General features: G+C 64.1%; 10 protein-coding genes. 1 reads left to right on the plus strand and 9 read right to left on the minus strand.

Annotated features, from left to right (window positions below):
* Positions 1-111 precede the first annotated feature (111 nt).
* From betT to QQF40_RS13725, 8 genes are all read right to left on the minus strand, one after another.
* Positions 112-2,151 carry a choline BCCT transporter BetT gene (gene betT, locus QQF40_RS13690; protein ID WP_285461661.1) on the minus strand — a complete coding sequence of 680 codons (2,040 nt, stop codon included), beginning with the start codon at positions 2,149-2,151 and terminating at the stop codon, positions 112-114.
* Positions 2,152-3,126: 975 nt separating this feature from the next.
* Positions 3,127-4,311, minus strand: a complete 1,185-nt coding sequence (locus QQF40_RS13695) for a hypothetical protein (RefSeq protein WP_285461662.1) — start codon at positions 4,309-4,311, stop codon at positions 3,127-3,129.
* Positions 4,312-4,598: 287 nt separating this feature from the next.
* Positions 4,599-4,994, minus strand: a complete 396-nt coding sequence (locus QQF40_RS13700) for a hypothetical protein (protein ID WP_285461663.1) — start codon at positions 4,992-4,994, stop codon at positions 4,599-4,601.
* 199 nt (positions 4,995-5,193) lie between these two features.
* Positions 5,194-5,937, minus strand: a complete 744-nt coding sequence (locus QQF40_RS13705) for a response regulator (RefSeq protein WP_285461664.1) — start codon at positions 5,935-5,937, stop codon at positions 5,194-5,196.
* 33 nt (positions 5,938-5,970) lie between these two features.
* A complete protein-coding gene (locus tag QQF40_RS13710) occupies positions 5,971-7,389 on the minus strand; it encodes an ATP-binding protein (RefSeq protein ID WP_175089248.1) in 1,419 nt (472 codons plus the stop codon).
* Entirely contained in the window at positions 7,386-10,511 is a 3,126-nt protein-coding gene (locus QQF40_RS13715; RefSeq protein ID WP_285461665.1) for an efflux RND transporter permease subunit, read from the minus strand. The genes QQF40_RS13710 and QQF40_RS13715 overlap by 4 nt, the downstream gene beginning before the upstream one ends.
* Positions 10,508-11,890: an efflux RND transporter periplasmic adaptor subunit gene (locus QQF40_RS13720; RefSeq protein ID WP_285461666.1), complete on the minus strand. Its 1,383-nt coding sequence runs from the start codon at positions 11,888-11,890 to the stop codon at positions 10,508-10,510. The genes QQF40_RS13715 and QQF40_RS13720 overlap by 4 nt, the downstream gene beginning before the upstream one ends.
* Positions 11,891-12,248: 358 nt before the next feature.
* Complete coding sequence (locus QQF40_RS13725; RefSeq protein WP_043334321.1) at positions 12,249-13,607, minus strand: GntT/GntP/DsdX family permease; 1,359 nt, start codon at positions 13,605-13,607, stop codon at positions 12,249-12,251.
* Between the two features lie 293 nt (positions 13,608-13,900).
* Here QQF40_RS13725 and QQF40_RS13730 point away from each other — a divergent pair, with 293 nt between their 5' ends.
* Positions 13,901-14,491 (plus strand): gluconokinase, encoded by a 591-nt coding sequence (locus QQF40_RS13730; protein ID WP_352230739.1) that lies wholly within the window; start codon positions 13,901-13,903, stop codon positions 14,489-14,491.
* Between the two features lie 16 nt (positions 14,492-14,507).
* Here the strand turns inward: QQF40_RS13730 and QQF40_RS13735 are convergent, their stop codons facing one another.
* Positions 14,508-15,545, minus strand: a complete 1,038-nt coding sequence (locus tag QQF40_RS13735; RefSeq protein ID WP_285461667.1) for a LacI family DNA-binding transcriptional regulator — start codon at positions 15,543-15,545, stop codon at positions 14,508-14,510.
* Between the last annotated feature and the right edge of the window lie 55 nt (positions 15,546-15,600).

Raw genomic sequence — 15,600 nt, forward strand, 5'->3', positions numbered from 1 at the left:
AAGCCCCCGCCGGTCTCCCGGCGGGGGCTTTGGCATTGCAGGCCGAGCGCAGGCGCTCAGCTCTGATCAGCCCAGCTTCAATCAGCCTGGTTCTGATCAGTCCAACTCTGATCAGTCCAGTTCGGACTTGCCGATCACGCCCGGCATCGCCGGGGCTTCGTTGACCGTATCGTGGCGCACGAAGGCCAGATGCTGCTGGTAGGCGGTGACGACTTCGTCGAGCACCTGGGCACGCGACAGGCCGTTGAGCTCCTGACCGCTGCCACCTTCGGAGAGGTGCACTTCCAGACGCAGGTAGAAGTCGTCATTGGCGTCGATGAAGCTCGGCGTCTGCTGGCGTACCGCACGCACCTGGTAGACGAAGTTGGAGGCGTCCTCGAACTCGACTTCCAGCGTCACGCGGGGCAGCGGCTCACCTTCCAGCGTCTCTTCGGTGACGCTCGAGACCTGACCGCGACGATTGAGCTCCTCGGCCAGCTGGTTGAGTGCCGGGCGGATGGAGCGCTTGAGGGTCGCCTCGGAACTGCCGCTCTGGGCGAAGTCGAGCACGTGGTCCAGACGCTCATGCCAGTCGACACCTTCATAGACGCAGCTGTTGTCCTGACGCACGTTCTCCTTGCGGTCCTCGATCATCAGTGCCTTGTACATGCCGATCATCATGAAGATCAGCACGATGGAGAAGGGCACGGCGGTGATTACCACGGCGCTCTGCAGCGCGCTGAGTCCCCCGACCATCAGCAGTGCCAGCGTCAGCAGGCCGATGATGGCGGACCAGAAGATGCGTAGCCAGATCGGCGCATCGTGGTTCACGTCCTTGAGGATGGAGGTGAAGTTGGCCAGTACCAGGGCGCCGGAGTCAGCAGAGGTCACGAAGAACACGATACCCAGGATCGCCACCACGGCGGTGGTGATGGTGGAGTAGGGCAGCTGCTCCAGGAAGGTGTAGATGGTGTTCTGCGGAGCGTTCAGGGCTTCGGTGGCCAGTGCCGCGACGTCCTGATTGGCGACCATGTCGATGGCGGAATTACCGAACACGCTCATCCACACCATCATGAAACTCAGCGGAATCAGCAGCGCGCCGAACACGAACTGACGGATGGTACGACCCCGCGAGATACGCGCCAGGAACAGGCCGACGAAGGGGGTCCAGGCGATCCACCAGCCCCAGAAGAACAGCGTCCAGCCGCTCATCCACTCATCGGTACCCGGCGTGTAGGCGTAGGTATCGAAGCTCTTGGCGGTGAACTGGGTGATGTAGTCACCGACGTTGAGCACCAGGGCGTTGAGCAGCTGTGAGGTATCGCTGACGGCGAGCACGAAGATCAGCAGCGCGGTGGCCAGCAGCATGTTGAACTCGGACAGCATGCGGATGCCTTTCTCGACACCGGTGATCACGGAAATGGTCGCCAGTACCATCACGCCGATGATCAGCGCGGCCTGGACGGCGAGGTTCTCGGGCACGCCAAGCATGAACTTGAGGCCGTAGTTCAGCTGGATGACGCCGATGCCCAGCGAGGTGGCGATGCCGAATACGGTGGAGATGATCGCGAAGATATCCACGGCGTTGCCGACCGGGCCGTTGATGCGGTTGCCGAGCAGCGGGTAGAAGGCCGAGCGGATCGCCAGCGGCAGGCGGTGGCGGTAGCTGAAGTAGGCCAGTGACATGCCGGCGAGCACGTAGATGCCCCAGCCGGAGAGACCCCAGTGGAAGAAGGTTTCCACCATGGCGTTGCGGATCGCCGCCTGGGTCTCGGGGTCACCGGTCACCGGTGCCACGTAGTGGGACAGCGGTTCGGCGATGCAGTAGAACAGGATGTCGATGCCGATACCGGCCGCGAACAGCATCGCCGACCAGGACAGCAGCGAGAACTCCGGGCGTGAATCGTCCGGCCCGAGGCGAATGCGGCCGAAGCGCGAGCAGGCGATCAGTACCCCGAAGACCAGATAGGCGACGATGGCCAGCATGTAGAACCAGCCGAAGGTATCGATGGTCCAGCCCAGGGCGCTGCCGATCCAGGCGTCGGCCTGTTCGGTGAACAGCATCGCGAAGGCCAGGAAGGCGAGGATACCGGCGATCGATCCGTAGAAGACCGTCGGGTTGATACGACTCGAGGACGGTGTGGCGTTCTCGGCGGAAGCAGGTTTCTGCATGAGCAACTCCTTATCAGGGGAAGTTTCACTCGTGCGTGGTGCTTAGCTGCCCGTCAGCCGCAGACATTGCGGGTGGCGTGCAGGAAAAGACGGACACGAACGGCACGGGCCGTGCTCAGCTCACGCGCGGGGCGGAACTTGCAGCAGCGGCAGTGTCGACTGCCGTGGCGACGCGATTGCAGGGGCATCGCTGGGCAGCAAGCAAGAAATGCCGGTGGGCAATTCATGAGAGACGCCGAGCGCGCACCGTGGTGCGGCTCCTTTCCTGCAGGCCAGATTGGCCGCAGAAGAACGATGGCGGGTCGAGCGCAGGGGAACGCTGTGCCTTCATCGTGCTGCTCTCATCACTTCGAACGTCTACTCGGCGTCCCTGGACGTCACCCGCCTTCTCGCGAAGGGGCGGGTCACTCCGGTGTCTGCTCGCCAGTCCGTGGCAGTCGCCATCGCTTGCCCCCTTGAAGTTGCCGGGATGGCAGGCGTCAGTCTCGTCGGCATCTACCGGGTCCGCTTTCCTGTGACGGTTGCAGGCATCCCGTCTTGCTGCCACCGGTCGAGATCGGCAGCAGAGGGGAGCTCAGCAGTCAGGAAAACGCGACTCACATCATCACGCCGTGTAATGCTCAAAGCCTTGCAGAATTATTTTAATTGATTGTTCAATAAAAATATAACCCCCCTTTGGGGAAAAAGGCAGTGCAACTGTCGCTTTCGCTTATCCTCGTGTCGCGATCAGATCGCCGCGAGGCCCGATGGCAGAGCCTCTCAGGCGCGGTGTCGTGCTTTGTAAAATCGCTGTCGGTAAAAGGACACAACGACGCCGCCCCGACCACAGAATCGTGGCCGGGGCGGCGAAAGTGACGTCAGCGGGGCAGCTGAATGGCTGTGTCCGGGGCGCGATCGTCCGGGGCGCGATCGTCCGGCTCTTGCCTCGCCGGATCGTCGATCAGCCGGCTTCAGCTGCCCAGTTGATGGACTGACTCAGGCATCTTCAGACTGGTCGGCGTCATGCATCGGGCCGCGCTGCATGTCGCCGCCCTTCATGCCACCCTTCATGTCACCATGATGCTTGCCAGCGTGATGGCGCATGCCATTGGCCATGAAGGCCTCCAGCGCGTCGAGCTGCTCGGCGGACAGCACATCGGCGAGTTTCTCGCGGCCTTCTTCACGCAGCTCCAGACGCTGCTCCTTCATTTCCTTGCGCATTTCCTGGCGAGCGGCGACACGCTCCTGCCTGGTGTCGGCGTCCTGCATGGCATCACGCATGTCGTCGTGCATCTCTTTCATGCTGTCATGCATCTCGTCACGCATTTCCTTGCGGACTTCCTTGAGCGCCTGCATCTGGTCATCACTCAGGTTCCAGCTGGCCAGCAGCGCCTTCATGCCTTCGCGCTGCTGACGGTCGGCCATCTTCGGGCCGCGCTTGTCACGCTGGTGTATCAGGTCCAGCACCTTGATCTGGTCTTCGCTGAGTACCTTGGCCAGACGATCGTGCTGGGTCTTGCGCAGTTCCTCGAAGGCGGCCTTGCGCGCTTCACGTGAGTCGAAGTCCTTCTCCTTGAGTGACTCCATGTCGTCGCGCATGGACTTGAAGGAGTCCTTGAGGGCGCTGCGCTGGTCATCATCCAGGTCCCAGCTGTCGAACAGGGCACCCATCAGCTGCATGCGCTGTTTGCCGTCCTCGGCCATGTGCTTGCCGCCACGCTCGCCGGCCATGTGCTTGCCGCCGCGCTCGCCGCCATGCTCGTCGGCATGCTTGCCTTCGCCGTGACGTTTGCCGTCATGCTTGTCCATGTGCTTGCCGTGCATCGGCTTGCCGGCAGACCAGTAGGCTTCGAGCACCTTGACCTGATTCTCGTCGAGAATCTCAGCCAGGGCGGCCTTGTGTTCTTCACGCTGTGCCTGGATGGCGTCGCGGCGCGCTTCGCGGGAGTCGAACTTCTGCTCCTTGAGCTGCTTGCGGCTTTCCATCTGCTGTTGCTTGAGTGCGTCGAGCTGTTGCTGCTGTTCATCGCTGAGATGCCAGCTGGCGAGAATCCTGTCGAGGCCTTCCTTGCGGTCGGCGCCGTCATGATGCTTGTCGTTGCTTGAGGCCATGGCGGTCATCGGCAGTGCCAGGGCGGTCAGCAGACCGGAAACGATGAGCTTGCGAGAAATGCGGTTCATGGCGTACTCCGAGTGTCTAGGTAAAGGGCCGGTATCAAGCGATAAGAGCATTATCAGCAGTGAATGTGCCGGCATTGTGCAAGGTTTCATGGGGTTACGTGCAACGCGCTTCGGCGGAACATGCAACGGCTTGTCGTGTCTTTTCTGCGTCGTCTTTTCTATGTCGTCTTTGCTGCAGCGTGATCTTGTGGACTGAATCCTGTAGAGACAGAATCCTGTGGAGACTGAGTCCTTGATCAAGGTGATGGCGCCAGGATTCAACCCGCGGCGCTCAGACGCGCTTGCCGTCAGTCGTCGTGGTGGCGCTTCTTCGCCATCTTGGCGTTCGCCTGGGCATTCGCTGGATAGTGGCGGTCGAACTGCTGGTGGAAGCGCTGGGTCTGATGGCGGTTCAGGACGCGATCGACATCGGCCAGGTAGATCTTGCGCGCCTTGGCAAGCGCCTTGGCGTCGTGATGGCTCTCTGCGGCCTGACGTTTCTGGAGATAGTGGCGATATTGCTTGTCGAGAGTGGCACGCTGACTGACGTTCAGGCTGATGCCGTCCAGCAGCACATTCAGCGAGACATCGGCGGCGCTGGCACTGGTCACGCTCAGCGGTGATGCCATCAGCATGACGCTCAGTACGCCAGCACCGATCAGGCGAGTGCGGGAAAGAACACGACTGGCAGGACTGTAGGACATGACGAATACCTCACTTGTGGCGTAGACCCGCGCTTGAGCAGCAGTAAATGGCTCTCGCTTGGGCAGTGATGACAGTATCCGTCGCAGTTGGACAGCAAGTTCGCACCGTGGGTGCAACAAAAACGCAACCGCCGTCTGTGGTCACAGACGGCGGTTGTCATGTTTCTGAAAGGTTTCGATGCCTGCACGAGGCGGGGTGTCAGTCCAGCACGTCAGGCTCGAACTTGTAGCCGACCCCATAGATGGAGCGGATCACGTCGCGCTCCGGCCAGACATTGGCGATCTTGCGGCGCAGCTTCTTGACGTGGGAATCCACCGTGCGCTCGGAGACGATGCGATGATCACGGTACATGTGGTCCATCAGCTGGTCGCGGGAGAAGATGCGCCCCGGCGACTGCATCATCACCTTCAGCAGCTGGAACTCGACTGCCGTCAGGCCCAGATCATTGCCATCGGCCAGTGCCTGCCAGCCTTCCTCATTGAGCACCAGCTGGCCCTTGTCGGAGGTCTGCGAGAGGGTCTGATCAAGCGCCTGGCTGCGACGTAGCACGGCCTTGATGCGCGCCACCACCTCACGCGGGCTGAAGGGTTTGCAGATATAGTCATCGGCGCCCAGTTCCAGCCCCAGCAGGCGGTCCACTTCCTCGACCCGCGCGGTCAGCATCACGATGGGCAGCAGGTTGTCCTCGGCCCGCAGCTGGCGGCACAGGGTCAGGCCGTCGGTACCCGGCAGCATGAGGTCCAGCAATACCAGGGCGGGTGTCTCGTCATTGACCGCCGCGATGACGGCGTTGCCGTCGTCGACATGCCGGGTGCGATACCCGCTGCCGTCCAGATAATCGCACAGCAGGCTGGCGATCTTGGGCTCGTCTTCCACCACCAGAATCAGCGGTTTCTGGGTCTCGGCCCGGGCGTCAGGGGTGTCGGCGTGAACGTCGCTCATGGTCAAGAGTCCTTGCAGATGAAAATGACTGTTTCAAGTAGACAACAGCGGCAGGCGAATGTCCCATCGCAGTCCGCCCAGTGATGACTGCCCCGGTACCAGCTGGCCATCATGCGCACTGACCAGCGCGCTGGCGATCGACAGGCCCAGGCCTGAACCCCCGCTGGAGCGATTGCGCGAGTTCTCGACCCGATACAGGCGCTCGGTGAGGTGGGCAAGCTCGGCCTCTGGCACGCCGGGGCTCGAGTCTTCCCAGCGCACGACCGCCCAGCCGGGGTGACCGGCGCCGTCCCCGGGTGAGGCAGCCTCGCGCAGCAGGCTGACCTTCAACTTGCCGGGCGAGTCGGTATAGGCGCGAGTGTTGCTGGCCAGGTTGCTCCACAGCTGATGCAGGCGCTGCATGTCGCCCTGCACGCGCAGCGGCAGCTGGATGTCGGTCTCAAGCTGGATGCCGCTGTCTTCCAGCCAGCCGCGCAGGTCGTCCAGGCTATCGTTGAGCTGGGCATTCAGCTCCAGCGGCTCGCGCCAGGCTTCCAGCGTGCCGGCGTCGCTCTGGGCCAGCAGGCGCAGATCCGACACCAGGCGGTTGAGAGCATCCACTTCCTGTTCCAGCGAGCCGAGACTTGATTGGCTCATCGGACGGAAGCCGTCCTGCATGGCCTCTATCTCGCCCTTGAGCACCGCCAATGGCGTGCGCAGCTCATGGGAGATGTCACTCACCCAGCGCTGGCGGGAATCGCGGTTGGTCTCAAGCGTCTGCGCCAGCGCATTGAAGTCACCGGCCAGCCGCGACAGCTCATCCCGGCCGCGCACCGGCAGACGGGTGGCATAGTCGCCGCTCGACAGACGGCTGGCGCCACTGGCGAGGTCCCGCACCCGATGGCCGAGCCACCAGGCGATGCCGGCCGCCGCCAGCAGTGAGGCGAAGGTGGAGGACAGGATGATGGTCGCCAGGTTGCGCGATTGGCGCTCCAGATACTGGTCCTTGCCGCGGCGCAGGAATTCACTCACCGGCAGGTAGCCCAGCTCGCCGATCTTCTTGCCGTCCAGCATCAGATCCTTGAACTGCATGCCGGGGGCAGGGCGTGGCGGCCCATTGAGGCGCTGGCCGCGGGTATCGCGCAGCATGTAGTCCTGGGGGCGATCGAGGTTGGCGCCCGGCGGTGTCTCGAATCTGTCCGCCGGCGCCTGGGAATGCACGATGCGCCCCCAGTTGCGCCGGCTTTTCATCCACTCCCAGTTGCCTTCCGCGGCGTAGCCGCTGACCAGGTCGGACGAGATCAGCTCGATGCGCTCCTGCTGGGTCTGCTCCAGATACTCCGCGAACCCTCTGTCCATGCTGTGGGAGATGAACATGTAGATGCTGCCGCCGATCACGACATTGGTCAGCAGCAGGATCACGAACAGCCGCACTGACAGCCGTGAGTGCCAGGCGGTGACGGTGGGCATCATGATGGTTGTTCCTCCTGACGCGGGGTGCGGGGCGGCAGCCCCAGCAGGCGGCGCAGATTGTGCTGCAGGTCTTCCAGCAGCAGATAGAGCGAGGGCACCAGGATCAGCAGGATCACGGTCGCGAACAGGATGCCGAAGCCGATGGAGACCGCCATCGGGATCATGAAGCGCGCCTGGCGTGAGGTCTCGAAGATCATCGGCGCCAGGCCGAAGAAGGTGGTCAGCGTCGTCAACAGGATGGGACGCAGACGCCGTGTGGCCGCCATGATGATCGCCTCACGCGCGGTGGCACCGGCCAGACGCTGGCGGTTGGCGTAGTCGATCAGCACCAGGGCGTCGTTGATGACGATGCCCGACAGCGCCAGCATGCCCATCAGGCTGATCACCGACAGGCCATAGCCCATCAGCTGATGGCCGATGACCGCGCCGATCAGGCCGAAGGGAATCGCCGTCATCACCAGCAGCGGTTGCAGATAGCTTCTGAACGGTAGCGCCAGCAGCAGATAGAGGGCTGCCAGCGTCAGCAGCAACGACACCTGCAGTGACCCCAGGTTGTCGGCAGTCTCTTCCTGACGCCCGCCATAACCGATGCTCAGGCTCGGATACTGGCTCTTCAGCTGGGGATAGACGTCGCTTTCCAAGCTGGTGATCACCTGACTGACCGCGTCGGACGGGGTCACGTTGGCGGTGACCTCGATCACGCGGCGGCCATCGATGCGCAGGATGCTGGACGCGGCGCGTCCCTGCTCGATGTCGGCCACCAGCCCCAGGGGCACGCTGACGCCGTTGCCGGTCTGCACGCCGAAGTTCTCCAGCTGGGCAAGGCTTGCGCGCTGCTCTTCGGGCAGCAGCACCTTGACCTCGACCTCATTGCGGCCCTGTTGCTGCTTGAGGGCGGTCGCGCCGGACAGCGGGCCGCGCAGCTGGTTGGCCAGGGTGGCGCCATCCAGTCCCAGCGAGCGGCCGTAGGCATTGAGCTGCAGATAGAGCTCGCGCTTGCCGTCATCCAGACCGCTGTCGATGTCCGACAGCGAGCTGTAATCCTCAAGCGACGTCGCCAGTGACTCGGCGGCGGCCATCAGCGCGCCGCTGTCAGAGGAGGAAAGGCGGATGGTGAGGCCCGCGCCGCGCCCCGGCCCGCCGATATCGGATTCGAACAGCAGCGACTCGGTATTGGCGATGGTACCGGCTTCCTCACGCCAGGCCGTGATCAGCTGCGAGGGCGACCAGTTATCCTCTACCGTGGTGTCGAGGTTGGCGATGATGCTCAGCGAGTTGCCTTCGATCTCGGCGCTGGTGGAGTAGATCGCGGGGGCGTCGTCGCGCTCACGAACCCGCTCCAGCGCGTCCAGCAGCAGGGTGCGTACCTCGCGGTCCTGGCTGATCGGGCTGCCCACCGGCAGGTTGGCGGTGACGCCGGCACGGTTGGACTCGACACGCGGCATCAGCGAGAAGCCGAGGCGGCCACTGGCCATCCAGGCCATCGCCAGCACCAGCAGCGCCAGACCGCAGACGGCGGTCAGACCACGATAGTTCAGGCACCCTTCGAGGAAGGGCTGGAAGCGGCGACGCGTGAAACGCTCCAGCCCGTGCTGGACGCCATGGCGCACGCGATCCAGCGGTGCCAGCCAGCGTATCGGTTTCTCGCTGGTGTGGCCCAGGTGCGCGGGCAGGATGAAGATCGCTTCGATCCAGCTCAGCGCGAAGATGCTGATCACCACCAGCGGGATGATGCCGAATACCAGCCCGAGGAAGCCGGGCAGGAACAGCAGCGGAATGAAGGCCACGATGTTGGACAGGATCGAGAACGCCAGCGGCACCGCGATCTCGCGCGCGCCGAGAATGGCGGCTTCGCGCATGCTGGCGCCGCGCTCGCGGTGCGAGTGGATGTTCTCGCCGACGATGATGGCGTCATCGACCACGATGCCCAGCGCGATGATGAAGGCGAACATCGAGATCATGTTGATGGATACGCCGACCAGCGGCAGGAACAGCATCGCGCCGAGGAAGGCGGTGGGGATGCCCAGCGTGACCCAGAAGGCGAGACGCGCCTCGAGGAACAGCCCCAGCAGCACCAGCACCAGTACCAGCCCCATCCAGGCATTCTTGAGCAGCAGCTCCAGGCGGTCCTGATAGACCAGCGAGTCATCGTCCTCGACGCTCAGCGTCAGTCCGCGCGGCAGGCTGGCGGTCAATTGCGGCAGCATCGCCATGGTCGCGGCGGACAGCTCGTTGGGCGTCTGGGAGCCGACCTGATAGATGTCGAGACCAATCGCCGGTTCGCCGTCGTAGAGCACTTCCTTGTCGCTGTCGGCGAAGCCGTCGGTGACGGTGGCGATATCGCCCAGACGCACGACATTGCCTTCCTGGCTGGAGATCACCGGCAGTTGCGAGAACTCGGCGGCGCCGTCGCGACGCGCCTCATAGCGCACCAGGTATTCGCCCTGCTGCGTATCGAGGCTGCCCCCGGCCAGGTTGAGCGCCTGATTGCCGATCAGGCCGGCGATATCCTGATGCGACAGGCCATAGCGACGCAGCGCGCCTTCCTCAAGCGCGACATGCACCTCGCGGTCACGGATGCCGGTCAGCTCCACCTTGGTGATGTCGTCGCTGTCGAGCAGGCTCAGGCGCAGACGCTCGGCGACATTGCGCAGGGTCTGGTCATCGGTCTGGCCATGCAGCTTGAGCTCCATCACGCTGCGCGAGCGGCCTGCCAGCGAGTAGACGGGCGGGTCGGATTCATCGGGCAGGGTAGTGATGCTGTCGATGGCCTGCTGGATGTCCTGATAGGCGCGCATGGTCTCGACGCCGTCCTGCAGCTCGATGGACAGCGAGCCGAGGCCTTCCTCGGCGGTGGCGGTGATCTCCTCGATGCCCTCCACGTCCTGCACCGCAGACTCCATCGCCTGCAACAGGCTTTCGGAGACCTCATCCGGCGTGGCGCCGGAATAGCTGACGCTGACGTTGATGATCTCGAGCTCGAAGGAGGGGAAGACCTCCTTCTTGATCTGACTGGACATCAGCAGGCCGCCGAGAATCAGGCACAGCATCAGCAGGTTGGCGGCGACGCCGTGATCGTGCATCCAGCGGATGGGGCCCTTGAGGCGCGACTGTGCCGTCATGAGTCACTTCCGGCGGTCGTGGCGTTCTGGTCGGCAACCGTGGCGTTCTTGTCGCCAGCTGCGGTGCTCTTGTCGCCAGCCGTCGTCTTGTCGTCAGCCGCCTTGGCATCCGTCGCCCGGGCGGTCGGTGTCGGCGTATCGCCGCGCGCGCGCAGTGCCATGCCGGCTTCGACGCTGCTCAGGGAGCTTGTGATGACGCGCTCGCCGTCCACCAGACCGTCGGCGACCAGCAGGGTGTCATTGCCCAGATGGCGCACGACTACCGGGCGCTTCTCGAGATGATCGTCCGCCCTCAGTACCCAGACCTGTTGGCCGCTGCGCAGCGCACTGATCGGCAGTTCGATCAACGAGGCAGTGCGTCGGGGCGTCAGGGTCGCCTCGACCACATCACCGATGCGCAGCGCCGGGGTGCTGGCGCGCGCTTCTTCGGAGACATTGAGCGCCAGCGGGTCTTCCACCGCCACCATCACCTGGGTCAGCAGGCCGTTTTCTTCCAGCGACGGCAGCACGCTCCACACTTCGCCATGGCGGTGCTGGCCATCCGGCCATGCCTTGCTCGAGAGCAGTACCGGCGTGCCCTGGCCATCACGGGCGTGGGTCGAGAGCCACTCCATGTCGGCCTGCGGCAGATTGAGGCGCACCCAGAAGCGGTCGGTGGCCACCAGCGTCAACAGGTCGGTGAAGGCATTGAGATCACTGCCTTCGCCGACCAGACGCTCGCTGATCAGGCCGTCATAGGGGGCGCGAATCTCGGTACGGGCCAGATTGAGCTTGGCCTGATCGCGGCTGGCGCGGGCACTTTCCACGGCGGCCTGGGCCGACTTGAGCTGAGGCTCGCGCAGCACCAGCGCTTTCTGGGCCGCCGGCAGATTGCGACCGAAGGTCTTGTATTCCGAGGCGGCGCGGATCTGCTCGCCCTTTTCAGAGGCGAGGCTGGCTTCTGCCGTGGCGAGATCCGCCTCGGCCTGACGCAGTGCCAGCTGATAATCCAGTTGATCGAGACTGGCCAGCAGCTGGTTCTCGCGGACTTCGCGGCCGGCCTCGATGCCTTCGGGGAAGGGCGCCAGCTGACCGCTGACGCGCGTGGAGACCGTGGTCTGGCGATCGGCGATCACGCGGCCGAAGCCCTCAAGCGTCGGGGCGTTGGCGGCATGGCTGACCGTGACCACCTCGACCGTGGGCGCAGGTGCCTCGCTCGGGGCACGCTTCGGCGCACCGGGGCGATGATTCATCCACCAGGCGGCCAGCGCGATCGCCAGCGCGAGAATGATCAGCGCCAGCAGGCGCATCCAGATCAGGCGCCGCGTGGAGGGTGCGGGGTGGCCGGCAGGGGCGGGCGACGCGGAAGACGACGCTGGCGTCTCTGGGCTATGGTCCATGCGGACTCCGAACGAAAAGTGACTGGCCTGATGCGCAGCCGTCTTCTGGCCAGTCGCTTTGGCGTCGGTCAGAGCGGGCGGTGGATCATGGCCATGAAATGCAGACGAATGTGTGGATGATCGCATGATGCCATTCAGGCGCAATGCCAAAATGGGAAATAGCGTGCAACAGGCGCAATCTGCAATTGCGTGATTGGCGCCCCACAAAAAAAAGCTGCCACACGAAGTGGCAGCTTTTCACGAGTGCGCCTGGCGGGCGGCGCCTGCTGACGGATGAATCGCTCTATCAGTCGGGCAGAACCGCGTGGGCAGGCCAGATTCACTCGTTGAAATAGTTGAACAAGTTGAAGTGAATAAACTAGATGAACAGGCCGATCAGCAGCGCCATGCAGACGCCGATCACGCCGATCAGGGTCTCCATCACCGTCCAGCTCTTCAGCGTTTCCTTCTCGGTGAGGCCGAAGTAGCGGCTGACCAGCCAGAAGCCGGAGTCATTGACGTGACTGAGCACGGTGGCACCACTGGCGATGGCGATCACCACCAGCCCCAGCACCGGGCCGGATAGTGCCAGCGTATCGATCACCGGGGCCATCAGACCGGCGGCGGTGATCATCGCGACAGTGGCCGAGCCCTGGATGACACGCACGGCGGTGGCGATCAGGAAGGCAAGCAGGATCGGCGGCAGGTTGCTGTCGGCCATCAGGTTGCCGAGCACGTCACCGACCCCGGAATCGATCAGCATCTGCTTGAAGACGCCGCCCGCGCCGGTGACCAGGATGATGATGCCGGCGGGTTCGAGCGCCTTGGTGGCGACTTCCATCACCTGTTCGCGCGTCATGCCACGGCGTGTGCCCAGCAGGGTGAAGGCCATCAGGGTGGCCAGACTCAGTGCCACGAACGGATGGCCGAGAAAGCCCAGCCAGCCGACCAGCGGGCTGTCGTCACCGAACAGGAAGCCCGAGACGGTGTTGAGCACGATCAGCGCCAGCGGCAGCAGCACGATCGACAGGATCAGACCGAAGCCCGGGGCGCGCTGATTGACCTCTTCATCGCTCATCACGCTGCCGGTATTTTCCATGTAATCCGGAATCCTGGCGTCGATGCGCGCCGCGATGAAGCGACCGAAGATCGGCCCCGCGACGATCATCGCCGGCAGGCCGCACAGCGCCCCGAACAGGATGACGTAGCCGAGATCGGCACCGATCAGCTTGGCGACCGCGATCGGCCCCGGGGTCGGCGGAATGAAGGAGTGCGTCACGGCCAGACCGGCGAGCAGCGGAATGCCGTAATAGAGCAACGAGCGGCCGCTGCGGCGTGCCAGCGCGTAGACCAGCGGCACCAGGATGATGAAGGCGACATCCAGGAACACTGGAATCGCGACCAGAAAGCCGGTCAGCGCCAACGCCCATTGTGAGCGTGAGGTGCCGAAACGCCCCAGCAGGGTGTTGGCCATGCGATCGACACCGCCGGACACTTCCAGCATCTTGCCGAACATCGCGCCGAGACCGACCACGGTGGCAACGAAGCCCAGGGTGTTGCCCATGCCGTTGGTGACGGAGTCGATGATGGCGTCGGGCTGCATGCCGGTGGCCAGCCCGACCCCCAGGCTTACCACCAGCAGGGCAACGAAGGCATGCAGGCGCAGGCGCATGACGAGGTAAAGCAGCAGCAGAATGCCGCCGAGGGCGGCAAGGACGAGGGTGCTATCTGGGGACATGATGGCGAACTCTTGCGGCTGGCAACGGCGTGATCATCGGCCATTGCCCAAAGGCGTATTGTGTGAGGCATCGTGGGTCGTGCAGGATGAAAGTTACCGGTAACATTCACACTTACGCAATGATCCGAAAGGTGCATGAGGGGCAAATGCCTGTCGCGTCTGGCAGCTGACTGCCCGCCAACGGGCAGTCGCTCAGTGCGCGACAGCCGTCCCGAGGCGCCGGACAAGGGGTTGATCGGCAACATCGGCTACGCTGGTGGGCCATCGTTTTCATTCAGGGGGAGAGGGTTTTCATGCAGCAGCAGGCAGAAGGAGCATCAGCGGTCGCGTCGATGCCGACCAGGTCAGAGGCTCTGGCCGCCCAGGGGGGCGTGCGGCTTGTGGTCATGGGGGTGTCGGGCTGTGGCAAGTCACATGTCGGGCAGCAGCTGGCCGCGTGCCTGGGCGCGCAGTTCATCGATGGCGACGATTATCACGGTGAGGCCAACGTGGCCAAGATGGCGCGCGGCATTCCGCTGGATGACGATGATCGCCATGGCTGGCTGGCCCGTCTGACGGAGCTGATCGAGGCGGCGCGCCACGACGGGCGCAGTCTGGTACTGGCCTGCTCGTCCTTGAAGCGACGCTATCGGGATCAACTGCGTGGCGGGGACTCCGCGCTGGGCTTCGTGTTCCTCGAAGGCACGCGCGAGCTGCTGCTGGAACGCCTCGAGGCGCGAACAGATCATTTCTTCAAGGGCGCTGACATGCTCGACAACCAGCTGGCGACGCTCGAGGTGCCCGGCGACGATGAAGGGCGCATCCATACCCTCGACATCAGTGCCACGCCCCAGGCGCTGGTCGATAGTGTCTGTCAGCAGATCCTCGACGCGCCAGAGCGCTAGTCGGTCGCCGGACGTCTTACGGTGCCAGGCTGCCACCTTTCTGAAGACTGAAGCCCAGGTCTTCCCACAGGCCGTGGGGCGTGGCGTCGAGATCACCGCTCAAGCGCGTCAGCAACAGGGCGGCGGCGCGCTCGCCGATCTCGCGGCGTGGCGTGACCACGCTGGCCAGCGGCGGCCAGGTGCCGCGGGTCATCTCCAGGCCGTTGAAGCCGGCCAGCGCCAGCTGGTCGGGCACCGACAGGCCGCGGCGCTGACACTCGAACAGCCCGCCGGCCGCCAGGTCGTCATTGCAACAGAACACGGCCTGGGTCTCGGGCCAGCGGGTCAGCATCTCGTCGAGCAGCTCGCCGCCCATGCGCACGCTGGAAGGGGCATCGGTGGTCAGAAGCGCCTGCTGTGACAGGCCGGCGGCCTCCAGTGCCGCGCGCCAGCCACCCAGGCGCTGTTCGACGCGGCGATCCATGCGCGCACCGAGGAAGCCGATATGGCGATGGCCCAGGGCGATCATGGCCTCGGTCATCGCGCGCCCAGCGGCATGCTGGTCCAGCCCCACCGCCATGTCGAGCGGCGCCTCGCGCTTCTCCATGCACTCCACTACCGCACAGCCCGAGCGCGCGATCATCTCGCGGGTACGAGGGCTATGGCGACTGCCGCACAGCACCAACCCGTCGATGCCGAAGGAGAGCCAGGTCTCGATCAGGCGCTCCTCTTCCTGCATCGAATAACCGGTGTGGCCGATCAGCAGCTGATAGCCTGCAGCCGCGAGCGGGGCTTCCAGACCGCGATGCAGTTCAGAGAATACGGCGTTGGAGAGCGAAGGAATCAGCAGTGCGATCAGCCGCGAGTGACCGCTGGCGAGGCTGCCGGCCTGACGATTGGGCATGTAACCCAGCTCGCGGGCACATTCGGTTACCCGCTCGCGCATCGCGGCGGACACCTTCTCGGGCTGATTGAGCGCGCGCGACACCGTGACCTTGGTGACGCCCAGTCGGGCGGCGATATCGGCCAGGGTGACGCGCTTGAGGCGGGAAGCTTTGTGTGGCTGAGAGGGCATGGACATTCAGGCGGCTGCGAAGGAGGTCAAGAGTGTCCCTGTTAAGGCGGCCCGG

Source organism: Cobetia sp. LC6, assembly GCF_030264805.1.
Taxonomy (GTDB): domain Bacteria; phylum Pseudomonadota; class Gammaproteobacteria; order Pseudomonadales; family Halomonadaceae; genus Cobetia.

What these genes read in the sequence shown, in the direction of transcription:
- QQF40_RS13715 (WP_285461665.1), bottom strand. Translation starts at nt 10,511, where the DNA reads ATGACGGCACAGTCGCGCCTCAAGGGCCCCATCCGCTGGATGCACGAT.
- QQF40_RS13735 (WP_285461667.1), bottom strand. Translation starts at nt 15,545, where the DNA reads ATGCCCTCTCAGCCACACAAAGCTTCCCGCCTCAAGCGCGTCACCCTG.
- QQF40_RS13705 (WP_285461664.1), bottom strand. Translation starts at nt 5,937, where the DNA reads ATGAGCGACGTTCACGCCGACACCCCTGACGCCCGGGCCGAGACCCAG.
- QQF40_RS13725 (WP_043334321.1), bottom strand. Translation starts at nt 13,607, where the DNA reads ATGTCCCCAGATAGCACCCTCGTCCTTGCCGCCCTCGGCGGCATTCTG.
- QQF40_RS13730 (WP_352230739.1), top strand. Translation starts at nt 13,901, where the DNA reads ATGCAGCAGCAGGCAGAAGGAGCATCAGCGGTCGCGTCGATGCCGACC.
- QQF40_RS13720 (WP_285461666.1), bottom strand. Translation starts at nt 11,890, where the DNA reads ATGGACCATAGCCCAGAGACGCCAGCGTCGTCTTCCGCGTCGCCCGCC.
- QQF40_RS13695 (WP_285461662.1), bottom strand. Translation starts at nt 4,311, where the DNA reads ATGAACCGCATTTCTCGCAAGCTCATCGTTTCCGGTCTGCTGACCGCC.
- betT (WP_285461661.1), bottom strand. Translation starts at nt 2,151, where the DNA reads ATGCAGAAACCTGCTTCCGCCGAGAACGCCACACCGTCCTCGAGTCGT.
- QQF40_RS13710 (WP_175089248.1), bottom strand. Translation starts at nt 7,389, where the DNA reads ATGATGCCCACCGTCACCGCCTGGCACTCACGGCTGTCAGTGCGGCTG.
- QQF40_RS13700 (WP_285461663.1), bottom strand. Translation starts at nt 4,994, where the DNA reads ATGTCCTACAGTCCTGCCAGTCGTGTTCTTTCCCGCACTCGCCTGATC.